General features: G+C 61.9%; 20 protein-coding genes. 15 read left to right on the top strand and 5 right to left on the bottom strand.

Annotated features, from left to right (window positions below; translation table 11 throughout):
- The first annotated feature begins 16 nt into the window (after positions 1 to 16).
- From murJ to HP556_RS08950, 3 genes are all read left to right on the top strand, one after another.
- Positions 17 to 1,549 carry a murein biosynthesis integral membrane protein MurJ gene (murJ, locus tag HP556_RS08960; RefSeq protein ID WP_175366695.1) on the top strand — a complete coding sequence of 511 codons (1,533 nt, stop codon included), beginning with the start codon at positions 17 to 19 and terminating at the stop codon, positions 1,547 to 1,549.
- Positions 1,550 to 1,651: 102 nt separating this feature from the next.
- Positions 1,652 to 3,949, top strand: a complete 2,298-nt coding sequence (locus HP556_RS08955) for a xanthine dehydrogenase family protein molybdopterin-binding subunit (RefSeq protein WP_175366694.1) — start codon at positions 1,652 to 1,654, stop codon at positions 3,947 to 3,949.
- A gap of 92 nt (positions 3,950 to 4,041) precedes the next feature.
- Positions 4,042 to 4,488, top strand: a complete 447-nt coding sequence (locus HP556_RS08950) for a c-type cytochrome (RefSeq protein ID WP_093761935.1) — start codon at positions 4,042 to 4,044, stop codon at positions 4,486 to 4,488.
- 77 nt (positions 4,489 to 4,565) lie between these two features.
- On the opposite strand, the gene HP556_RS08945 is transcribed toward HP556_RS08950, so the two are convergent.
- Entirely contained in the window at positions 4,566 to 4,988 is a 423-nt protein-coding gene (locus HP556_RS08945) for a CHRD domain-containing protein (protein ID WP_175366693.1), read from the bottom strand.
- A 164-nt stretch (positions 4,989 to 5,152) separates the two neighbouring features.
- Between HP556_RS08945 and HP556_RS08940 the strand changes: the two genes are divergently transcribed.
- From HP556_RS08940 to HP556_RS08930, 3 genes are all read left to right on the top strand, one after another.
- A complete protein-coding gene (locus HP556_RS08940; protein WP_338117550.1) occupies positions 5,153 to 6,073 on the top strand; it encodes a c-type cytochrome in 921 nt (306 codons plus the stop codon).
- A 157-nt stretch (positions 6,074 to 6,230) separates the two neighbouring features.
- The gene (locus HP556_RS08935) at positions 6,231 to 7,205 is read left to right on the top strand and encodes a DMT family transporter (protein ID WP_175366691.1); all 975 of its coding nucleotides are present in this window, start codon (positions 6,231 to 6,233) and stop codon (positions 7,203 to 7,205) included.
- 275 nt (positions 7,206 to 7,480) lie between these two features.
- A complete protein-coding gene (locus HP556_RS08930) occupies positions 7,481 to 8,911 on the top strand; it encodes an aldehyde dehydrogenase family protein (protein ID WP_068738114.1) in 1,431 nt (476 codons plus the stop codon).
- 199 nt (positions 8,912 to 9,110) lie between these two features.
- Here HP556_RS08930 and HP556_RS08925 read toward each other — a convergent pair whose 3' ends face one another.
- On the bottom strand, positions 9,111 to 10,070 hold the full coding sequence (locus tag HP556_RS08925) for an SMP-30/gluconolactonase/LRE family protein (RefSeq protein ID WP_175366690.1): 960 nt from the start codon (positions 10,068 to 10,070) through the stop codon (positions 9,111 to 9,113).
- A 146-nt stretch (positions 10,071 to 10,216) separates the two neighbouring features.
- Between HP556_RS08925 and HP556_RS08920 the strand changes: the two genes are divergently transcribed.
- On the top strand, positions 10,217 to 11,032 hold the full coding sequence (locus HP556_RS08920) for an NAD-dependent epimerase/dehydratase family protein (protein ID WP_246297536.1): 816 nt from the start codon (positions 10,217 to 10,219) through the stop codon (positions 11,030 to 11,032).
- Between the two features lie 88 nt (positions 11,033 to 11,120).
- Positions 11,121 to 12,827 (top strand): IlvD/Edd family dehydratase, encoded by a 1,707-nt coding sequence (locus HP556_RS08915; RefSeq protein ID WP_175366689.1) that lies wholly within the window; start codon positions 11,121 to 11,123, stop codon positions 12,825 to 12,827.
- Positions 12,828 to 12,829: 2 nt separating this feature from the next.
- Here the strand turns inward: HP556_RS08915 and HP556_RS08910 are convergent, their stop codons facing one another.
- Both HP556_RS08910 and HP556_RS08905 read right to left on the bottom strand, forming a co-directional pair.
- Complete coding sequence (locus tag HP556_RS08910) at positions 12,830 to 13,741, bottom strand: ribokinase (protein WP_175366688.1); 912 nt, start codon at positions 13,739 to 13,741, stop codon at positions 12,830 to 12,832.
- A 5-nt stretch (positions 13,742 to 13,746) separates the two neighbouring features.
- Complete coding sequence (locus HP556_RS08905; protein ID WP_120291164.1) at positions 13,747 to 14,640, bottom strand: sugar kinase; 894 nt, start codon at positions 14,638 to 14,640, stop codon at positions 13,747 to 13,749.
- Between the two features lie 203 nt (positions 14,641 to 14,843).
- On the opposite strand from HP556_RS08905, the gene HP556_RS08900 reads away from it, so the two are divergent.
- Entirely contained in the window at positions 14,844 to 15,689 is an 846-nt protein-coding gene (locus HP556_RS08900; RefSeq protein WP_175366687.1) for a VOC family protein, read from the top strand.
- 97 nt (positions 15,690 to 15,786) lie between these two features.
- Here HP556_RS08900 and HP556_RS08895 read toward each other — a convergent pair whose 3' ends face one another.
- Positions 15,787 to 16,548: a sulfite exporter TauE/SafE family protein gene (locus HP556_RS08895; RefSeq protein WP_120291166.1), complete on the bottom strand. Its 762-nt coding sequence runs from the start codon at positions 16,546 to 16,548 to the stop codon at positions 15,787 to 15,789.
- A gap of 231 nt (positions 16,549 to 16,779) precedes the next feature.
- Here HP556_RS08895 and HP556_RS08890 point away from each other — a divergent pair, with 231 nt between their 5' ends.
- The 6 genes from HP556_RS08890 (at position 16,780) to HP556_RS08865 (ending at position 22,913) form a co-directional block, all read left to right on the top strand.
- Entirely contained in the window at positions 16,780 to 17,439 is a 660-nt protein-coding gene (locus HP556_RS08890) for a TetR/AcrR family transcriptional regulator (RefSeq protein WP_309949136.1), read from the top strand.
- A 194-nt stretch (positions 17,440 to 17,633) separates the two neighbouring features.
- Positions 17,634 to 18,365, top strand: coding sequence for an ABC transporter permease (locus HP556_RS08885; RefSeq protein ID WP_246297556.1), 732 nt, complete (start codon positions 17,634 to 17,636; stop codon positions 18,363 to 18,365).
- Between the two features lie 75 nt (positions 18,366 to 18,440).
- The gene (locus HP556_RS08880) at positions 18,441 to 19,433 is read left to right on the top strand and encodes an ABC transporter substrate-binding protein (protein ID WP_089266958.1); all 993 of its coding nucleotides are present in this window, start codon (positions 18,441 to 18,443) and stop codon (positions 19,431 to 19,433) included.
- 50 nt (positions 19,434 to 19,483) lie between these two features.
- Positions 19,484 to 20,335, top strand: coding sequence for an ABC transporter ATP-binding protein (locus HP556_RS08875; protein ID WP_175366685.1), 852 nt, complete (start codon positions 19,484 to 19,486; stop codon positions 20,333 to 20,335).
- 11 nt (positions 20,336 to 20,346) lie between these two features.
- Positions 20,347 to 21,759 carry an enolase-like domain-containing protein gene (locus HP556_RS08870; protein ID WP_175366852.1) on the top strand — a complete coding sequence of 471 codons (1,413 nt, stop codon included), beginning with the start codon at positions 20,347 to 20,349 and terminating at the stop codon, positions 21,757 to 21,759.
- 2 nt (positions 21,760 to 21,761) lie between these two features.
- Complete coding sequence (locus tag HP556_RS08865; RefSeq protein WP_175366684.1) at positions 21,762 to 22,913, top strand: Gfo/Idh/MocA family protein; 1,152 nt, start codon at positions 21,762 to 21,764, stop codon at positions 22,911 to 22,913.
- Positions 22,914 to 22,915: the final 2 nt, after the last annotated feature.

Below are 22,915 nucleotides of genomic sequence, written 5' to 3'. Positions count from 1 at the left end.
GCTGTAGAAGCGGCTGATGCTGGGACGCATTTTCACCGTCGGCGGATATACGCTGCTCTCGCGGATTACCGGTTTCGCGCGCGACATCATGCTCGCGGCGATCCTTGGCGCCGGGCCGGTGGCTGACGCCTTCTTCGTGGCGCTGCGACTGCCCAATCATTTCCGCGCCATTTTCGCCGAAGGCGCGTTCAATGCCGCTTTCGTCCCGGCCTATGCCCATGTGACGGGAAAGGGCGGGCCGGCATCGGCACATCTGTTTGCCGATCGCATCTTCACGCTGCTGTTTGCGTCGCAGGTCGTCCTGCTCATCCTGGCCATTCTGTTCATGCCGCAGGCCATGAGCATCCTGGCGCCGGGCTTCACCGATGATCCCGCGCAGCGTCATCTCGCCATCGAGCTGACACGCATCACTTTTCCCTATCTGCTGCTGATCACGCTGGTGACGCTCTATGGCGGCATGCTGAACGTCATGCAGCGCTTTGCCAGTGCCGCGGCGGCCTCGATCTTCCTCAATATCTCCATGATGGCGACGCTGGCGCTGGCTGCGTTCTTTCCGAGTGCAGGTCACGCGGCGGCCTGGGGTGTGCTGATTTCGGGCTTTCTGCAATATTTCCTGCTCGCCGGAGACTTGCAGCGCCATGGCGGGCTACCGCGTTTCGCGCCGCTGCGCCTCGACGAGGACGTGCGCGGCTTCTTCCGCGCGCTCGGCCCGGCGACGCTGGGTTCCATGGGCACGCAAGTCGCATTGTTTGCCGACACCATCATCGCGACCTTCCTGCCGGTCGGCGCGCTGTCGGCGCTGTATTATGCCGACCGTCTCAACCAGTTGCCGATCGGGGTGATCGGCATCGCCATCGGCACGGTGCTCTTGCCGGAAATGTCGCGGCGGATGGCGGCAGACGATCACGTCGGCGCCATGGGCGCGCAGCGCCGCGCCTTCCTGTTCACGCTGTTGTTCTCGCTGCCCTTCGTCGCTGCATTCCTCGTGGTGCCCGATGTCATCATGCGCGCGATGTTTGCCCGCGGGGCCTTCACCAAGGCCGATGCTGCCGTCGCTGCGGCGACGCTCGCTGCCTATGCCATAGCGCTCATCCCTTTCGTGATGATTCGCAGTGCGGTCGCAACTTTCAACGCGCGCAAGGACACCACGACGCCGATGATTGCCGCGCTCACCGGTATCGCAGTCAACGTCGCGCTGAAGATTCTGCTGATGGGACCTCTGGCGCAGATCGGCCTCGCGCTTGCTACCGCGGCGGGAGCCTGGATCAATCTGTTGCTGGTCATCTTCTTCGCTATGCGGGCCGGCTATCTCGAATTCGATCGAGCGTTCCTGCTGGCGCTGGGCAAATTCGCGTTGACCGGCGTGGTCCTCGCTGCGGTGCTGTGGGGGACCGCGCGTCTTGTGGCGGAGCAGTTTGCGGGCCTCACCAGCCTCCGCGACGAAGCGACGCTGGGAGTTCTCATCATCGTGACCGTCCTGGTCTATTCGGCATTGGTCCTGATGCTTTTCGGCAAAAGCTGGCTGCACAGCCTGGTCCGCGCCAGATAGCTCGCTTCATCGTGTCCCAAAGTCGGGCAGGGCGACGCTCTGTGCCACTTGCCGCCATCCTCCCGCAGTGTAGATTGAGTCTAAACTGCATGCGGAGGAACGATGGCCCCCATCAAATTCGGCGTCGGACAGAGTGTCCTGCGCAAAGAAGACGACGCCCTCATTCGTGGCCGTGGCCGCTATACCGACGATCATGCGCCCGTCACGCTGCATGCCCTCGTGCTGCGCTCGCCGCATGCCCATGCCAATTTCAGCATCGATGTCAGCAAGGCGCGCACACTTCCGGGTGTCGCTGCGATTCTGACGGCGGAAGACACCAAGGACCTCGGCGGTCTGCCCTGCCTGTTCAATCTCGAAGATCATCCTTTCACCGGGCCGGATTATCCGATCCTCGCCGCCGGGGAAGTCCGCCATGTCGGCGACGCCGTGGCCTTCGTGGTTGCGGAGACTATCGCGCAGGCGCGCGATGCGATTGAGGCGATCGAGGTCGAATGGAAGTCGCTGCCGTCTGTGAACGGTCTGGTCAATGCCGTCGCCAAGGGCGCGCCGCAGGTGTGGGCCAAGCATGCCGGCAATGTGCTGTTCGATGTGCCGATCGGCGACAAGAAGGCGGTCGATGCGGTGTTCGCCAAGGCACCCGTGATCGCCGAAGTGAAGATCGTCAATCCACGCGTCATCATCAATTATATGGAGACCCGCGCGGCGATCTGCGAATACGATGCCAAGCGCGATTACGTGACGCTGACCATCGGCAGCCAGGGCAGCCATCGTCTGCGCGACATCCTCTGCGATAACGTGCTGAAGATGCCGAAGGACAAGATGCGCGTGATCTGCCCTGATGTCGGCGGCGGTTTCGGCACGCGGCTGTTTCCCTATCGTGAATATGCGCTGGTGGCCTTTGCTGCCAAGAAGCTCGGCAAGAATGTGAAGTGGGCGGCGGATCGCACCGATCACTTCCTCGGCGACGCGCAGGGCCGTGACAATGTCACCCATGCACGCATGGCGCTCAGCGAGGACGGCAAGTTTCTCGCCATGGATGTCGACCTGATGGCCGACATGGGCGCCTATCTGTCGACCTTCGGGCCATATATCCCGCATGGCGGTGCCGGCATGTTGCCGGGTCTCTACGATATCCAGACATTCCATTGCCGCGTCCGCACCGTGTTCACCAATTCTGTGCCGGTGGATGCCTATCGCGGCGCCGGCCGTCCCGAAGCGGCCTATGTGGTCGAGCGTCTCGTCGATCAATGCGCGCGCAAGCTCGGCATGTCGCCGGATGCGATCCGCCGCAAGAACTTCATTCCGCCGAAGGCGATGCCGTACAAGACCGCGACCGGCAAGGTTTACGACTCCGGCGATTTCACCGCGCATATGAAACGCGCGATGGATGTTGCGGGCTGGAAGGAATTTCCAAAGCGGGCCAAGGCCGCGAAGAAGGAGGGCCTGGTTCGCGGTATCGGCATGGCCACCTATGTGGAAGTCTGCGGCACCATGGGCGACGAGACCGCCAACGTTGCTGTTGGCGCCGATGGTGACATCACGATCCTGATCGGCACCCAATCCACAGGACAGGGCCACCACACCGCCTACGCGCAGATCGTCGCCGAACAGTTCGGCGTGACGCCGGATCGCGTGCACATCATTCAGGGCGACACGGCGAAGGTGGCGACCGGTCTCGGCACCGGCGGCTCCGCATCGATCCCGACCGGTGGCGTCAGCGTGCAGCGCGCCACCAGGCAGCTCGGTATCAACCTCAAGGAGCTGGCGGCGGATGTGCTGGAAACCAGCGCCGCCGACCTCGAGATCGATGGCGGCGTGGTGAAGATCGCCGGCACCGACCGCTCTGTGTCATTCGCCGATCTCGCGAAGAAGGCCGATCCGTCGAAGCTCAATGCGTCGGAAACCTTCAGCAGCGCCGACGGCACGTTCCCGAACGGCACCCATCTGGTCGAGGTCGAGATCGATCCTGCGACCGGCAAGATCGCCATTGTCAATTACGTCATCGTCGACGATTTCGGCGTCACGCTGAATCCGTTGCTGCTGGCCGGCCAGGTGCATGGCGGCACCATGCAGGGCATCGGCCAGGCGCTGATGGAGCAGGCGGTCTATGATCCCGAGGACGGCCAGCTCGTCACTGGCACTTTCATGGACTATGCGCTGCCGCGCGCGGCCGACGGCGCGCCGATCTCGTTCGAGACCCACAACATCCCCTGCGTGACCAATCCGCTGGGGGTGAAGGGGGCTGGCGAGGCTGGCGCCATCGGCTCCTGTCCGGCCGTGATGAACGCCATCATCGATGGTCTCTATCGCGAATACAAAATCGAGCACGTCGACATGCCTGCAACTCCTGAGCGGGTGTGGATGGCGATCCGCGAGCACGAACGGCTCCACACGCTGTAAAGCGCCGCCGCCGGGAATAGCCGGATGGCGGCGGGGTTCATCTACATGTTGCGAACTAGTCCTAATTGAATTCCAAACAGGGGTATTGGTTGATGAAACGTGCGCTTCTCGTTGTCGGAGCTTTGCTGTTGGGTGTGGGGGCGGTCTCGGCCCAGCAGGAGATCGTCAAGGAACGCCAGACGCTGATGAAGTCCAATGGTCGCGCTCTTGGCGGCACGCTCAGCGCGATGGCCAAGGGCGACAAGCCCTATGATCAGGCCGCGGTCGAGGCCGCGCTGACCGTGCTGGACGAAACCGCCAAGAAGCTGCCGACGCTGTTTCCGGACAGCACCAAGGGCCTGAAGGCTGAAGGTGACTATTCGACGTCACCGAAGGTCTGGGAAGACAAGGCCGGTTTCGATGCCCACATCGTCACCTTCGCCAAGGCCGTCACCGACGCCAAGGCCAAGATCAAGGATCTCGACAGCCTCAAGGCGAATGTCGGCGGCATCGGCAAGGCATGCGGCGGCTGCCACGAGACGTTCAGGCTGAAGATCTGAGCTCGATTGTGAACTCTGAATGAGAGGGCGAACGCCGTAGCGCTCGCCCTTTTGTTCAACCATCGTTGGTTCGAATGTTACTTCGTCACCTGTCCGCGGATCTCGCCGCCTTTGTTGGCCTCAGTGTGGACGTTGACATAGTACTTGCCGGCTAATAGGTCGGCGGCCTGTGCGTCGGTCAGCGTGGCGCTGCCTTCGGAGCCGGATGTGGCTGGTGTGATCGGTACGGCCACTCCGGCATTCTTGCCGGCTTCGGCGGGGCCGTGGAAATGCGCCATGGTCGCAGGACCCGTGAGGCCGGAATAGGTCAGCTTCCAGGTCAGCTTCTTGGTAGCGGGATCGAAGTCGATATCGGCGGTGCCCTTGCCGGCGCTGGTATTGGCGGGCACTTCGGAAGCGCTGTTGAGGGTCGCCTTCATCTTGTCGGCGCAAGCGGGGCCGGCGAGGGCGATGCTGGTGCCGAGCGCGAGGGACGCGAGCATGATCGAACGAGGTGACATGGTTTTCTCCCTGATGATGGTGAGGTCGTCATGGCTGGAAACATCCGAGACGCCAATTCATTCCCCCGGGAGCCTAAGGGATGGATCACGGTTTCGTTCCGGCAGCGGCTGTTCGACGCGCTTTATGTGCTGAAGTTTGACCCGGATACCAATTGGACATGCACGTGCTGAAACGGCTTTTCATTCTCGCATTTGTCGCGGCTGTCATCGGCCTCGGCGTGTTCTGGTGGCTGACGATTCCCGTAACGGTGGCTGCGAGCACGCTCCCGCCGCACACGCCCAATCCCGGCAATGGCGCAGTGGTCTTCAATGCCGGTGGCTGCTCGTCATGCCATGCGACGCCGGCGCAGCAGGATCGGCTCAAGCTCGGGGGCGGGCTCCCGCTGACATCGCCGTTCGGTACGTTCTATGTGCCCAACATCTCGCCCGATCCCACGGCCGGTATCGGCCGCTGGAGCGAGGCTGATTTTGTGACGGCGCTGCTGAAGGGCACGTCGCCGAACGGCTCGCATTACTTTCCGGCTTTTCCCTACACGTCCTACCAGCAGATGAAGGTGGAGGATATCAGGGACCTGTTCGCTTTTCTGAAGACGCTGCCACCGGTAGCCAGCAAGGCGCCGGATCATGCGGTGCCATTTCCATTTAACATCCGCCGCAACCTCGGCGTCTGGAAGCTGCTGTTCCTCGATGGCAAACCCTTCGAGGCGGATGCTTCGAAGTCGCCGCAGTGGAATCGCGGCAGCTATCTGGTGAATGCGCTGGGCCACTGCGCCGAGTGCCACAGCCCGCGCAATGCATTGGGCGGCATCGTGACGTTACAGCGCTTTGCCGGCGGTCCGAACCCCGACGGCGAGGGTTGGGTGCCCAACATCACCCAGAAGCGTCTCGGTGACTGGAGCGAAAAGGACATCGCGTATTTTCTCGAAACCGGGCAGACGCCGGACGGCGACACCGCCGGTGGCTCCATGGCCCGTGTGATCCGCAATACCTCCCAGTTGAGCGCAGACGACCGCTCGGCGATGGCGCTCTATCTGAAATCGCTCCCTGCGGTGGAGGGGCCCATTAGGCCCGCCAAAAAGGGCTAAAACCGTCCGCGCAAGGTTGGGTTGTGGCGAGGTGCAGCCTTGCATGGAAACCCGCCAAGCCATGTCGCATCGGCGGTTTTCGTGAGGAGGCTCACGTGATTGTGTGCTGCAACATGAAGACCCCCACGATTCCCCTGATCTCCATTTCCCCGAACTCATGAACATCTTCAAAGCCGTGTCGCTGAAGATTGCCAGCACCATGGCGTTTGCCATCATGGGCGCGCAGGGTCGCTATCTCGGCAGCGACGTGCCGCTCGGCGAGATCGTGTTTGCCCGCGGGTTGTTTGCGCTGATCCCGATCGTGCTCTTTTTCGGCTGGCGCGGTCAATTGCACGGCGCGCTGCGTACCAACCGCGTCTCCGCGCATCTGGTGCGCGGTTCGTTCAGCGTGATCGGGACGTTCTGCACCTTCGGCGCGCTGGCGCGATTGCCGATCGCGGATGTGACCGCCATTGCCTTCATCGCGCCGCTGATCACCGTGGTGTTCGCCGCGATCTTCCTGAAAGAGCAGGTCCATGCCTATCGCTGGTCAGCGGTGGCAATCGGTTTTTCCGGCGTGATCCTGATGCTGTCGCCGTATTTCCACGATCACGCAGTGCTGACCACGTCGATGATCATCGGTCTGTCGCTGGCGCTGCTCAATGCCTTCTCGTCGGGCGGTGCGACCATCCAGATCCGCCGGCTGACCGCAACGGAGTCCTCATCCGCGATTGTCATCTTCATGACGCTGATCGTGATGGCGGCGTCGCTGCTCACGGCGCCATTCGGCTGGCGCTGGCCGACGAGTTTCGAATTGGCGCTGCTGATCGGCATCGGCATTTCCGGTGGGCTCGGGCAGATGCTGTTCACCGAGAGCTATCGCTATGCGCCGGCGTCCTTCCTTGCACCGTTCGACTACACGGCGATGTTGTGGGCCTTCTTGCTCGGCTTCTGGATGTTCGGCGAAGTGCCGACGCCTTACGTGGTCGGCGGCGCGGTAATCGTCGCGGGCGCAGGCATCTTCGTCATCCTGCGCGAGCGCCATCTCGGCCTGAAGCGGCTGCGCGACACGCCAATGTCGCCGATTTCCACCATGGCCGACGATGAAGCCGACCCGGATGCGCCCATCGCTGTCCGCGCAAAGTCACGCTGATTTTTCGCTCAATTTTGTTGCAATGCACACTGCGCTTTGCTGGCAAGCTGTGCCATTTCGATTTTAGAACGCGCGCAAAACACGGGGCCTTGCTCCTGCCACGCGGCTGGATTTATATGCATTTGCTGCTTTCACGCGGCACCCCGTGCATGACGGGCTCATGAGGCGAAATGACCGCGCAAGGGTGCTTGCCGGACGTGTCGTTCCTTCCCAGATAGACCCGGCTGCACAGAATTTTCTGACGACAGACGTTCCCGCAATCAAAGAGGTTACCAATGGTCAACCGCCTGCAATTCTACATCGATGGCGCCTGGGTCGATCCCGTCGTCAAAAAGACCACCCCTGTCGTCAATCCGGCGACTGAAGATGCGATGTACGACATTGCGCTGGGCTCCAAGGCCGACGTCGACAAGGCTGTCGCCGCTGCCAAGCGCGCTTTCGAGACATTCTCCCAGACCACCCGTGAAGAGCGCATCGCGCTGCTCGAAAAGATCATCGCGGTCTACAAGACCCGCATGTCGGATATCGGTGCGTCGGTCTCCGACGAAATGGGCGCTCCGCTGCCGATGGCCGAGAAGCTGCAGGCCGGTGCCGGCCTCGGTCATCTCGTCGCCACGCTCGACGTGCTGAAGACCTACAAGTTCGACGAGGCGCACAATGCCGCCATGATCACGAAGGAGCCGATTGGCGTCGTTGGCATGATCACCCCGTGGAATTGGCCGCTGAACCAGATTGCCTGCAAGGTCGCGCCTGCGCTCGCCGCCGGCTGCACCATGCTCTTGAAGCCGTCGGAATATACCCCGACCTCAGCGCTGATCTTCGCGGAAATCCTCCATGAAGCCGGCGTGCCGAAGGGCGTGTTCAACCTCGTCAACGGTCTCGGCCCCGACGTCGGCGTCGCCATGAGCGAACATCCCGATATCGACATGATCTCCTTCACCGGTTCGACCCGCGCCGGCATCGACGTTGCCAAGCGCGCCGCGAATACCGTGAAGCGCGTCAGCCAGGAGCTCGGTGGCAAGTCGCCGAATGTGATCCTTGACGGCGCCGACTTCGTGAAGGCCGTCACCGGCGGCGTCGCGCACATGTTCAACAATTCCGGACAGTCGTGCAACGCGCCGAGCCGCATGATCGTGCCGCAGGCGAAGATGAAGGAAATCGCCGCCATCGCGAAGGCCCAGGCGGACAAGACTAAGGCCGGCGATCCGCGCGCTGATGGCACCGTCATCGGTCCGGTGGTCAATCGCGGCCAGTGGGACAAGATCCAGGGCCTGATCCAGAAGGGCATCGAGGAAGGCGCCACGCTGGTCGCCGGTGGCCCCGGTCTGCCGGAAGGCGTCAACAAGGGCTTCTATGTGCGTCCGACGATCTTCGCCGACGTCACCGAGAACATGACCATCGCGCGCGAGGAAATCTTCGGGCCGGTGCTCGTGATCATGGGGTCCAAGGACGAAGCCGATGCGCTCCGCATCGCAAATGACACCCCGTACGGCCTCGCTGGCTACGTCTCAGCTGACACGGTCGAGAACGCCCGCAAGTTCGGCCGCCGCATCCGCGCCGGCAACGTCAACCTGCAGGGTGCTCCGAACGACCGCACCGCGCCGTTCGGCGGCTACAAGCAGTCGGGCAACGGCCGCGAATGGGGTAAGCACGGTCTTGAGGACTTCCTCGAGGTCAAGGCAATCGCTGGCTACACCGCGGCGTAAGACCGCGTCGTTGAAGCGCAAGCTTCGTGACTAAAAACGCCGGCATGGAGCCATCCATGCCGGCGTTTTTGTTTCTACGATGGTCTCTCCGCCGTCATTGCGAGGAGCGAAGCGACGCGGCAATCCAGAAGGCCACAAGCGTGGAAAGACTGGATTGCTTCGCTACGCTCGCAATGACGTTGAGAGGGCGGTGTACCCGTCAGCCCCCCAACGCCCCCTGCGTGTTTACATACACCGCATAGATCGACTGGCTCGATGCCATGAACAGCCGGTTGCGTTTCACGCCGCCGAAACAGACATTGGCACAGCGCTCGGGCAGCGCGATGCGGCCGATCTGTTCGCCGTCGGGCGCGAAGATGAAGACACCGTCTAGCTCCGGCTTGCCCATGCCCCAGCCGCACCACAGATTGCCATCGATATCGCAACGCATGCCGTCGGGCGTGCCCGGGCCCGCATCGATCAGCACGCGCTTGTTCTTCAACGTCTTGCTGTCGGCGGCGACGTCGTAAGCGAGAATCTTGCGGTTCGGCACGCCGCGGGATTCCACGACATAGAGCAGCTTTTCATCCGGCGAAAAACACAACCCGTTAGGACCCAGCACATCATCGACAACAATGGTGGATTTCAGCGTGTCGCCATCGATACGGTAGATGTTCTGTCCGATTTCGGATGGCGCCTTGTTGCCCTCATAGTCGCTCATCAGACCGAAGGGGGGATCCGTGAACCAGATCGAGCCGTCGGACTTCACCACGACGTCATTCGGCGAGTTCAGTTTCTTGCCTTCGAAATTATCCATCAGCACCGTGATGGAACCGTCATATTCAGTGCGGGTGATGCGGCGCCCGTGTTCGCAGGTGATCAGGCGCCCCCGGCGATCCCGCGTATTGCCATTGCCGTAATTCGATGGTTTGCGGAAATCGCTGATCGCGCCGGTTTCCTCTTCCCATTTGATAATGCGGTTGTTGGGAATGTCCGAACACAACAGATAGCGGCCGTCACCGAAATAGACCGGCCCTTCGGCCCAGCGCATGCCGGTGGCGATGCGTTCAATGGCGCCGAGCTTGATCCAGTATTTTTCGAAGCGGGGATCGAGGGCGTGAATGGCGGGGTCGGGATAATAGGTCGCTGGCTGCCAGCCGCGCGATGTTATGTCGGACATTGGCGTCTCGTTCTCTGTCGTTTCCTCGGATGCGTTTGCTAACATCGGCGAGGGTAGGCGGCAAGCAATGCCGGTTCCACTGCCTTGCCGTTGCGCCTGTACCGCGCCATACTTGTCTGACAACTGACAACATTACGAGGGACGGAATGAAGATCTTGATGACGGGCGCATCTGGCGGAATCGGCACGCGCTTGCGGGAATTGCTCCCGCTGATCTATCCGGACCTCGTGCTGAGCGATCTCACAACGCCGCCAAATCTCAAGCCAAACGAAAATTTCAAGCAGGCCGATCTGGCCGATCTCGCCGCGGTGGAGGCGATCTGCGAGAGCGTGGACGGCATCCTGCATTTCGGCGGCTTCTCGGTGGAGGGACCTTGGGACACCATCCTGCAGGCCAATATCATCGGCGGCTACAATCTGTTCGAGGCCGCGCGCAAGAAGGGCGTCAAGCGCATCGTCTTCGCGTCGTCGAACCATGCGGTCGGCTTCTATCCACGCCACAGCAAGATCCCGCCGGATGTCACGGCGCGACCGGACAGCCGCTACGGCGTCAGCAAGGTGTTCGGCGAGGCGGTGGGCTCGCTCTATGCCGACAAATACGGGCTGTCGGTGACATGTCTGCGGATCGGCAATTTCGGTGATCGGCCGCTGGATCAGCGCCGGCTGTCGATCTGGCTGAAGCCTGAGGATCTGGTGCAGCTCTGCCAGATCGGGCTCGAACATCCCGCGATCCATTTCGAGGTGCTGTATGGCGCATCCTATAACGAGCGCGCCTGGTGGGATAACTCCCGCGCCTATGAACTCGGTTATCGCCCGATCGGTAAAGCCGAGGATCACCGCGAACACGCGATGGCGGAACAGGCGAAGATGAAACCCGATCCGGTCGGTGATTTCTATCAGGGCGGCGCATTTTGCAGCGCCGAATTCGCCGGCGATTTCAGCAAGGTGTGGGAGCCGAAATAGGGGCCCAGCCAGTCCGTCCCGCGCATTGACAAGAATTTTGGCGGCTTCATAAGAAGCATTCAAAACAAGCTTGGAATGGGAACGCGACATGGCCGACGGATTGCGCAAGGGGCTGACCAGTTACGGCGATGCCGGGTTCTCGCTGTTCCTGCGCAAGGCCTTCATCAAGGCCATGGGCTATTCCGACGATGCGCTGGATCGACCCATCGTCGGCATCACCAACACCCATAGCGATTACAATCCGTGCCACGGCAATTCGCCCCAGATCATCGAGGCGGTGAAGCGCGGCGTGATGCTGGCCGGCGCGCTACCGATGGTGTTTCCGACCATCTCGATCGGCGAAAGCTTCGCCCATCCGACCTCGATGTATCTGCGCAACCTGATGGCGATGGATACCGAGGAGATGATCAAGGCGCAGCCGATGGATGCGGTCGTCGTGATCGGCGGCTGCGACAAGACGTTGCCGGCGCAGATCATGGCGGCGCTCTCAGTGGACCTGCCGACGGTCGTGATCCCGGTCGGCCCGATGGTGGTCGGCCATCACAAGGGCGAGGTGCTCGGCGCCTGCACCGATTGCCGACGCATGTGGGGCAAGTTCCGTGCCGGCGAGATCGACCAGCAGGAAATCGACGACGTCAATGCGCGCCTCGCGCCGTCGGTCGGCACCTGCATGGTGATGGGCACGGCCTCGACCATGGCCTGCATCACCGAAGCCATGGGCCTGTCGTTGCCGATGAGCGCGACAATCCCGGCGCCCCATGCCGAGCGCTTCCGGTCCGCCGAAGCCAGCGGCAAGGTTGCCGCGACGCTCGCCAAGAACAAGGGGCCGAAGCCGAGTGAATTTCTGACGCCGGGTTCGTTCCGCAATGCCCAGGTGGTGCTGCAGGCGATCGGCGGCTCGACCAACGGCCTCATTCATCTCACCGCGATGGCCAACCGCACGCCGAACCGGATCGATCTCGCCGCTTTCGACGAGCTTGGCCGCGACGTGCCGGTGCTGGTCGATCTGAAGCCGTCAGGCGATCACTATATGGAGCACTTCCATCACGCGGGCGGCGTGCCCAAGCTGATGGCGCAGCTCGGCGATCTCATCGATCTCGACGCGAAATCCGTCACCGGCGAGACGTTGCGCGAGATCGTGGCGAATGCCGAAGAAGTGCCGGGCCAGGACGTGATCCGCTCGAAGGACAATCCGATCAAGCGCGAAGGCGGGCTGGCAATCCTGCACGGTAATCTGGCGCCGCGCAGCGCGGTCATCAAGCATTCCGCTGCGTCGCCCAAGCTGATGCAGCACACCGGCCGTGCTGTTGTGTTCGAGTCCGTCGAGGACATGACCAACCGCGTCGATGACCTTGATCTCGATGTCACTGCGGATGACGTGCTGGTGCTGCGCAATGCCGGTCCCAAGGGCGCACCGGGCATGCCTGAGGCCGGCTATCTGCCAATCCCCATGAAGCTGGCGCGTGCCGGCGTGAAGGACATGGTGCGTATTTCAGACGCGCGCATGAGCGGTACAGCCTTCGGCACCATTGTGCTGCACATCACGCCGGAGAGCGCCGTGGGTGGCCCGCTGGCGCTTGTGAAGAACGGCGACATGATCCGTCTGGATGTGGCGAAACGGTCGATCGATCTGTTGGTCGACGATGCCGAGCTTGCGAAGCGCCAGGCTGCGCTCCCGCCAGCGAAGACGCCGGACTGGGCGAAGCGCGGCTATGCGCATCTGTTTCACACCACGATCCTGCAGGCCGATGACGGCTGCGATTTCGACTTCATGACGGCGAAGGGGAAGGGTTGACGCTAGCCGGCAGCCGCCGACACCTCTTTCGCTGTCGGCATCGACGGCCCGGCGCCCATCCGCTGTACGCAAAGCGAGGCGGCGACATTAGCATAGCCAATGGCGCTCTGCAGTGAATGTCCATCCGCAAGCTTTGCGGCAACAGCCCCCACGAAACAGTCGCCGGCACCGGTGGTGTCAATGGCCTTCACGATGCGGGCGGCTTCGAGGTGGACCCGGCCATCGATCAGCGCGATCGCGCCGCGCTTGCCCAGCGTGATGCAGATGTTCGGCCGATGATCGGTTTGCAATGTCGATGCGGCGGCGATGAAGCGCGCATCGGGATCGGTGTCGTGCAGTTCGAGACTTGCAAGCAGGCCGAGTTCGCTTTCATTGAGGATCAGAATATCCACCAGAGCCATCAGCTCACGGTCAATCGGCATCGCCGGTGCCGGATTGAGAATTGTCGTTGCACCGGATGCGCGCGCCCGCGTGAAGAAAGCCGTGATGGCCGGCAGCGGAATCTCGAATTGGCTGACGGCGACATCGCCTTTTCGGAGTGCGGGCGCGGCGACATCGGCCGCACTCACCAGCGCGTTGGCGCCGGGAATGACAATGATGGTGTTGTCGGCATTTGCGACGGTAATGATCGCCGCTCCGGTGCCAACGCCAGTGACTTCGCGCACGTGAGCGAGATCGACGCCCTGCATGGCCAGAAATGCCCTGGTGTCGTGGCCAAAGGCATCCGCGCCGGTACAGCCGATCAGCATGGTCGCTGCACCAAGTTTCGCCGCAGCCACGGCCTGATTGGCGCCCTTGCCGCCGGGAAAATACAATACCTCGCGCCCTGCCACGGTTTCGCCGGTCGCCGGATGGCGGTCGGCGGTCGCGACCACATCCATATTGATGCTGCCGGCAACGATAATCCGGCCCATGGTGGTCACACCTGCGCCCGATATTCCTCACGCACCGCTGCGATGTCAGCCAATGTCGGTAGTCCCGCTTCGTTACCAAGTCGCTGGATCTTGAAGGTCGATGCGGCCCGCGCGAATTTGAAATGCTCGGCCCAGCTATGGCCGGGATTGGCCAGATACGAATAGACGTAAGCGCCGTGGAACACGTCGCCGGCTCCATTGGTATCGATCACCTTCTCGCGCGGGATCGGCAGCGCGGGCAGTGTATGTACGGTGCCGGCTTCGTCATACCAGAGCAGGCCCTTCTCGCCGAGCGTGACGCCGCCGACGCGGCAGCCGCGGCTCTTGAGATAGTCGAGCATTTTCTCCGGCGTCAGATCCATCTGCTCGCACAGACGTTCGGCGACGATGGCGACGTCGATGAACTCCAGCAGCTCATGGGTGTTGGTGCGCAAGCCGCCGCCATCGAGTGAGGTGAGGATGCCAGCCTCGCGGCAGAGCTTCGCGTAGTGGATCGCGGCATCGGGCTGATGGCCGTCGATATGCAGCGCGCGGCAGGCGCCGAGATTGAGCAGCGGGAAGGGATGGATATGTTCGTCGTCACGGCAGCGGACGATGGCACGCTTGCCGTCTTTCGGCATGATGAAGGACAGCGACGAACTCGCCACTTTGCGCGGATGGACCTCGATGGCGTATTTCGCCGACATGTCCATGAACATGCGGCCGAGCCAGTCATTGGCGACGGTGGCGATAAGATCGGGCACGATGCCCAGCTTGGCGCAGCAGAAGGCGGCGGTGACCGCATTGCCGCCGAACGACACGGCATAGTCGGAGGCGACATGTTTCTCGTCGCCGGTCGGCATATGGTCGGTAATGAACGTGACGTCGATATAGGTCTGTCCGATAAAGAGTGCCTTCATGAATCCGTCCGTCTCGCCTGAGGGATGGCTGCACCGTCCGGAGACGGCGCATCAGTCAGCTTAACAGCGGTTGCGACGAGGTCACCACCGAAATTGTGCGATGCCGCAGGATGCCGCAGCCGGGCGGAGTCGGTTTTCAGCATTGCGGCTCGAAAACTGGCATAGTTCGATCACAACAACGCCACGAAGAGGGGAGGGATGCGATGATCGCCGGGCTGGATCACGTCGTCATTTTGCTGGAGGACCTGGAGGTGGGGATCGCCACCTATCAGACCCTGTTCGCCCGCGCGCCCGCCTGGCGCAGCACCAGCGACGGTGCGGCCATGGCGATCTTCACGGTGGCCAACATGTCGGTCGAGCTGATGGCGCCTGTCGGTCACGGCCCGGCCGCCGATCGCATCAGGGCCGTGCTGCCGGAGCAGGGTGCGACGCTGGCCAGTATCTGTTTCCGGACTGGCGATATCGCTGGGATGCATCGCCGGCTCGATCGCCTGGCGCTGAAGCCTGATCCCATCGCCGAGGTCGAGAGCAGGGATACCGAGACCGGCGCCACACTCTCCTGGAAGCGTACCCGTGCGGCGACGGACGCGACGCGCGGTGTCCGGCAATTCTTTCTCGAACTGTCCGACGAGCGTCCGGTGTCGCCCCCGGTGGGCGATGCGCCGTTCCTTGGCCTCGACCATATCGTTGTCGCCACGCAGGATCCGGAGCGCGCCGCTGCGCTCTATGGCGCGCGACTGGGCCTCGACATGGCACTGGATCGCTCCAATCCGGAGTGGGGCCATCTGATGTTCTTCCGCTGCGGCGATCTGATCGTCGAGGTCGTGCATCGCCCCGACGACAAGGCCGACAAGAATCGCGACAAGCTCTGGGGCATGACCTGGCGCGTCGCTGACGCGGATGCCGTCCGCGAGCGCTTGCTCGCCGCGCATGTCAACGTGTCGGAGGTGCGTAGTGGCCGCAAGCCGGGCACCCGTGTTGTCAGCCTCCGCGATGGCACCTGCGGAATTCCGACGCTGCTGATCGAGCGGACGGGGAAGGATGTGTAGAGGTGTAGGATGGGTAGAGCGTCTTCGCGAAACCCATCATTTAAACGCATGAAAGCGATGGGTTTCGCTGCGCTCTACCCATCCTACGTATTGCCACCTACCGCCACAACATCGAACAGCCCTGCCACAGCAGCACCAGCGAGATCACCAGCAGCAGGGCATAGGCGATGTTGTAGAACAGATTGGTGGGCGTGTGTTTCACCAGCCAGATGCCCATGAAGTTCGCGATGATGGCCATCGGCAGCAGCGCCAGCGATGTCGCGAAATTGCCGGCGTGGAATTGGCCGAGTGCGAAATAGGGCACGATCTTCAGCGCATTGACGACGGCGAAGAAGATCGTCGTGGTCCCGACCAGCACCAGCTTCGGCAGCCGCTGCGGCAGCACATAGACCTGAAATGGCGGGCCGCCGGCCTGAGTCATGAAGGATGTGAAACCCGATACCGCGCCCCAGAATACGCCACCGGCCGGGCCCATGCGGGTCGGTTCGATTCTGGCGCGCTTGCGCCAGACGTCGATCACGAAGATGAGGCCGATCAGACCGACGGTGATACGCACGGCATTGTCGGAAATATAAGAGGCAAGCAGCCACGCCAGCGTCATGCCGGCGACGGCGCCCGGCAACATGATCTTCAGATTCGAGGCGTCCCACTCGCGGCGATAGACATAGATCGAGATCAGGTCCTGCGTGATCAGCACCGGCAGCAGCAAGGCGGCCGCTTCCAGCGGTGGCAGATACAGCGCCAGTAGCGGCGTGGCGGCAATGCCGACGCCGGAGAAGCCGCCTTTGGAGAGGCCAAGGAAAATCACCGCCGGAATGGCGACGGCATAGAAGAACGGGTCTGTGATGATGGCAGGCACAAGCAGGTCCGGTTGGGGCAGGGCAGTGATAGCGACGGCACCTGCAAAAGGCGATGCCCGTTTGCGTATATGGCCCGGAACATGCTTTGTTCTCAAGCGGGCAAACGCATGCTACACGCGATAGACGTGCGGCTGTTGCGTCATTCCGCTGAGCGACGGGATCCGGGTTTGGCAAAAACAACTAAAAAAGCGCCGAAGAAAGCATTGAAGTGGCAGCGTGACCCGGAAGGGATGCGTCTGCGCATTCTCGAGGCTGCCAAGAAGGAATTCGCGAGCAAGGGCCTAGCCGGTGCGCGCGTCGATCGCATCGCTGCGCAGGCCGGCGCCAACAAACGCATGCTCTACTATCACGTCGGCAACAAGGATGCGCTCTATCTTGCGGTACTCGAAGGTGCCTATGAGCAGATCCGCGCCGAAGAACGCACGCTCGATCTCGAACATCTCGATCCGCCTGAGGCCATCGAGAGCCTGATCGCCTTCACCTGGAACTATTTTATCCGCAACCCGGAATTCCTCGCGCTGCTCAACACCGAGAATCTGGAGCGCGCGAAGCACATCAAGCGCTCCACGAAGGTGAAGTCGATGCATTCGCCCTTCGTGGAGATGATCCGCACGGTGGTTTTGCGCGGCGTCGCGTCAGGCGATTTCAAGGTCGCGATGGATCCGGTGCAGCTCTACATTTCCATCGCCGCGCTGAGCTTTTTCTATATCGGCAACAATGCCACGCTCAGCGTGATTTTCGGCAGGGATCTCCTGGCGAAGGAGGCGAGGGACGAGCGGCTGGCGCATATGGTGGCGCTCGTCCTGGCGGCGCTCACCGGCCGATCCGTGGCCGAATTCCAGCTCCCGCCGGCGACGGTTGTCCACACCTCGGCCCGCCAAAGCGCCTGAAATCATTGTGTAATTTTCGCTAGTTAAGCGGCCAATTGACAACGGTGAAGCCATGCGCTGTATTTATCCAACGAGTTAAATGCGACCGCGAAGCCGGCATCTGGGAGACGAGACGCGTGAGTGAGAAGAAAGCACCCGGCAGTATATCGAAGCTGCTGAACGCCTCATGGCTGCGCCCATTCCTGTTGCTGGTGATGATCGTGGTCGGCTGGGATCTCGCGATCCGCATCTTCAACATTCCCGCCTATCAAATCCCTGCGCCCGGCGACGTCGTGAAGGTGCTCTACACCGATTGGCCCGAGCTGCTCGCGCAGTCAGGGCCGACGACTTACGCGACACTGCTCGGCTTCCTTGCATCCGCCGTGTTCGGCATCCCGATTGCCATGCTGATCGCCGGTTCGCGGACCGTCGAAAGCTATGTCTATCCGCTGCTGGTGTTCTCGCAGTCGATTCCCAAAGTCGCCATCGCGCCCTTGTTCGTGGTGTGGTTCGGCTTCGGCATCGTGCCGAAGATCATCGCGGCATTTCTGCTCGGTTTCTTTCCCGTCGTCGTGTCGGCGGTGCAGGGGTTCAAGTCGGTCGATCCCGATATGGTCGATCTCGCCCGCGCCATGAAGGGCAGCCGCTTGCGCGTGTTCTGCGCGGTGAACCTGCCACACGCACTGCCGGCGATCTTCTCCGGTCTCAAGGTGTCCGTCACGCTCGCCGTCGTCGGCGCGGTGGTCGGTGAATTCGTCGGCTCCAATTCCGGCATCGGTTATGTGCTGCAGCGCTCCATCGGCACCTTCGATCTGCCGACGATGTTTGCGGCTCTCGTGATCCTCGCGCTGCTCGGCGTCATTCTGTTCTGGCTGGTCGATCGCATCGAACGTTTTGCGATTCCCTGGCACGTCAGTCAGCGCGCGGATGTCTTCATCGGGTCCTGATCGGGGACGCGCAATTTCCAAACAAGCGGTCCGGCGAAACGGGCCGCGATCACCTGCTTCAATGGGAGGCTAAAAATGCTGAAATGGGTTACTGCTGTTTCGACTGCCGCGATCACCGTCACGCTCGCACTCGCCACGCCGGCGGCTGCGGCCGACAAGGTGACGCTGATGCTCAACTGGTATGTCTATGGTGAGCATTCGCCGTTCTATTACGGCAAGGCCAAGGGCATCTATGAAGCCGAAGGCATCGATCTCGACATCCAGGAAGGCCGCGGTTCGGCGGCCACCGTGCAGGCCGTTGCCGCCAAGAGCGTGAACTTCGGCTATGTCGACGTTCCCACCATGATGCGCGCAGCCGTGAAGGGCGCCCCGGTGATCGCCACCGGCGTGCTGCTGCAGACCTCGGCCATGTCGGTGATGGGCTTCGTCGACAAGAACATCAGGAAGCCGGACGACATCAAGGGCAAGACCGTGGCGATCACGCCGGCGGATTCCATGACCCAGATCTGGCCGCTGTTCCTCAAGAAGGCGGGCCTCAAGGAATCCGATTTCAAGACCGTCGCCGGCGACGGACAGACCAAGCTCAACGCCGTCATCAACGGCCAGGCTGACCTGCTGCTCGGCTACGTCATGGACCAGTCCATGAAGATCAAGGATGCCACCGGCAAGGATGTGTATCCGATCAAGTTCGCCGATTACGGCATTCATCTGGTGTCGTCGGGCATCATCACCAATACCGACTATGCCAAGGCCAATCCGGATCTCGTGAAGCGCTTCATGTCGGCCACCACCAAGGCCGTCGAAGCTGCGTCGAAGGAGCCGAAGGCTGCCGCGCAGTCGATCCTCGATGCCAACCCGAAGGGCGGCAAGATCGAGACCCTGACCCAGGGCTTCGAACTCACCATCCCGCTCTACACCACGCCGGAAACCAAGGGTAAGCGCCCGTTCCAGGTCACCGATCAGAACATGAAGGAATCGGTAGAGCTGATGGTCGAATATGGCGGTCTGGAAGCCAAGGCCAAGGAAAATCCGAAGGCCTTCTACACCAACGAATATCTGCCGAAGTAACCGGCCCGGTTATCTCGACCGAACTGACGAAATCAACAGGACCAGCCGTAATGACTGCAGCGATGAGGACCATGAGCGTCGATCAACCGAGTGCGCATCTTCGCGTCGTATCCGAGCAGTCCGCACCATCGAAGGCGTCGGGGATCAATCTCTCCGGCGTCTCCAAGACCTATGGGACCGGCGACGGCCAGGTGCAGTCGCTGCGTCCCCTGGACTTCCACATCAATGACGGCGAATTCTTCGTCGTGGTCGGTCCATCCGGGTGCGGCAAGTCCACGCTGCTTAAGCTGATCTCCGGCCTTCTTGCGCCGACATCAGGCGAAATCCACGTCGACGGCAAGAAAGTCACCGAGCCTCATGGCGATGTCGGTATCGTGTTCCAGAATGCGCTGCTGCTGCCGTGGCGGAACATCATCAACAACGTGTTGATGCCCATCGACATGAAGAATCTGCCGCGCGAGAAATATATCCCGCGCGCGAAAGAGCTTCTGAAGATGGTCGGCCTCGAAGGCTTCGAGAAGAAGCTGCCGTGGCAACTCTCCGGCGGCATGCAGCAACGCGCCTCGATCTGCCGTGCGCTGGTGCACGATCCCAAAATCATGATGATGGACGAGCCGTTCGGCGCGCTCGACGCCATGACGCGCGAGAAGATGAATGTCGAGCTGTCGCGCATCCAGCGCACCACCGGCAAGACGATTCTCCTCATCACCCATTCGATCCCGGAAGCGGTTTTCCTTGCCGACAAGGTGCTGGTCATGACCGAGCGCCCCGGCGGCATTGCCGCGATCTATGACGTGCCGCTCGGCCGCGAGCGCACGCTCGATGCGATGTCGAACCCGATCTTCACCGATCTGGTCGCGCGCATCCGCAAGCACTTCATGACCAACAGCACGCTGGACTAGCGCCCATGTCCATGTCGACACGGATCGCCTTGCGAGACATTACGCTGTTCGAGCGCCACGTGGCATTCGTGCGGCCGTTTCGCTTTGGTGCCGTGACGGTCAATGCCGCGCCGCAGGCTTTCGTGCGGGTCGAGCTTGAGGTCGAAGGCAAGGGCGTGTTCGTCGGCGCCTCAGCCGAACTGATGGTGCCGAAGTGGTTCGACAAGCGGCCGCATCTGGCCATCGGCGACACCGTGAACGAGCTGCGGCAGTCGCTGGTCATCGCCAAAGAGCTCTATCGCGCGCAGTCCGGTTTCATCTCGGCCTTCGGCCTGCATGCGGCCTGCATCGGCGACCAGATGAAGGCCTGCGCCGAACTGGACATTCCACCATTGGCGGCGGCTTTCGGGCCGGCGGAGATCGACAAAGCTGTGCTTGACGCACTGCTACGTGGCTTGGGCACGGATTTCTTCACGGGCATGAAGGCCAACGTCGCCGGTCTTACCGCGCGTCTTGCGCCCGATCTCGGCGCTGACGATATCGCGACGTTCCTGGCCAACCGTCACCGGCTTGGGCGCGTCGCGCTGCGCCACACCGTTGGCCTCGATGATGTGATCGAAGGCGAGGGCGGTGTCGCCGACCCCAGAGAGAGTAGCGGCGCACGATACTTCAAGCTCAAGATGAATGGTGATCCCGCGGCAGACGCCGCACGCCTGACCCGGATCGGCAACGCGCTGACGATGTTGCCTTACGATTATCAGGTGACGCTCGACGCCAACGAGCAATATGCCGATCTCAACGCGCTCGGCGCGCTGGTCGATCGCCTCGACAATGACAGCGCACTGGCGCCGATTGCATCCAGGCTACTTTACATCGAACAGCCGATGCCGCGCGACATCACGCGCGAATCGCCGCTCGGCAAACTGTCGTCGCGCAATTTCATCATTGATGAGGCTGACGACAATTGGGATGCATTCCCCGCCGCCAAGGCGCTGGGCTATCGCGGCATTTCCTCGAAATCCTGCAAGGGCTTCTACAAGTCGATTGCGAATGCGACTCGCGCTGCGGCGTGGAGCGCGCAGGGCGTCGATCATTTTATCACCGGCGAGGATCTCACCTGCCAGGCCGGCCTTGGCATGCAGCAGGATCTGGCGCTTGGCGCGCTGATCGGCGTCACCCATGCCGAACGCAACGGCCATCACTACGTCGATGGTTTCGGCACTGCACCAGCGGAGGAGGCCGAGGCCTTCCTGACGGCGCATCCCGATCTCTACCGCCGCGATGGCGATATCGTCCGTCTGTCGATTCACGACGGCGATCTTCTTACGGGATCGCTGACCTCTGCCGGATTTGCATCCGGCGCACATCCGGACTGGTCGGTGCTGTCGCCGCTCCAGCTCGCTTCATCCGATCATTCTCAAACTAAAGTTCTCCAGGAGTCCTGACTATGGCTGTCCACCGCCTCGGCATCATCATGAACGGCATCACCGGCCGTATGGGTCTCAACCAGCATCTCGTGCGCTCGATCGTCGCGATCCGTGCGCAGGGCGGCGTGACCCTGAAGAACGGCGACCGCATGATGCCGGATCCGATCCTGGTCGGCCGCAATGCCGAGAAGATCGAAAGCCTCGCCAAGAAGTATGGCATCGAGCGCTGGACCACTGATCTCGACAAGGCTTTCGCCGACAAGAACGACAGCATCTTCTTCGACGCGGCGACCACCCAGGCACGCCCGGGTCTGCTCAACCGCGCCATCGAGGCCGGCAAGCATATCTATTGCGAGAAGCCCATCGCGACCAATCTCGAAGCCGCGCTCGACGTCATCAAGAAGGCCAACGCAAAGGGTCTCAAGCACGGCACCGTGCAGGACAAGCTGTTCCTGCCCGGTCTGAAGAAGCTTGCGATGCTCCGTGACTCTGGCTTCTTCGGCAAGATGCTCTCGGTACGCGGCGAGTTCGGCTACTGGGTGTTCGAAGGCGACTGGCAGGAAGCCCAGCGCCCGTCCTGGAACTACCGCGCCGAAGACGGCGGCGGCATGATCCTCGATATGGTCTGCCATTGGCGTTACGTGCTCGACAACCTGTTCGGCGAAGTCGAGAGCCTGACGTGCCTTGGCACCACCGACATCCCGGCGCGCTGGGACGAGCAGGGCAAGAAGTACACGGCCACTGCCGACGACTCGGCCTATGCGACCTTCAAGCTGAAGGGCGGTGTCATCGCCCACATGAACATGTCCTGGGCCACGCGCGTCTATCGCGATGATCTCGTGACCTTCCAGGTCGACGGGACCCACGGTTCGGCCGTTGCCGGTCTCACCGAGTGCATGATCCAGGCGCGTCAGGCGACGCCGCGCCCGATCTGGAATCCCGACGAGAAGCGCACCCACGATTTTTATGCCGACTGGCAGAAGGTTCCGGACAACGCCGTCTATGACAACGGCTTCAAGGAACAGTGGGAAATGTTCATCCGTCACGTCTGTGAGGATGCGCCCTACAAGTACACGCTGCTCGAAGGTGCCAAGGGCGTGCAGCTCGTCGAATGCGCGCTGGAAAGCTGGAAGGAGCGCCGCTGGATCGACGTTCCCACACTCAAGGTCTGAGG

The organism is Tardiphaga robiniae, from assembly GCF_013359755.1.
In the GTDB taxonomy this organism is placed as follows: Bacteria; Pseudomonadota; Alphaproteobacteria; order Rhizobiales; family Xanthobacteraceae; genus Tardiphaga; species Tardiphaga robiniae.
Note: the sequence above shows the minus strand (reverse complement) of the source record. Positions and strands in the feature narration are given on the sequence as shown.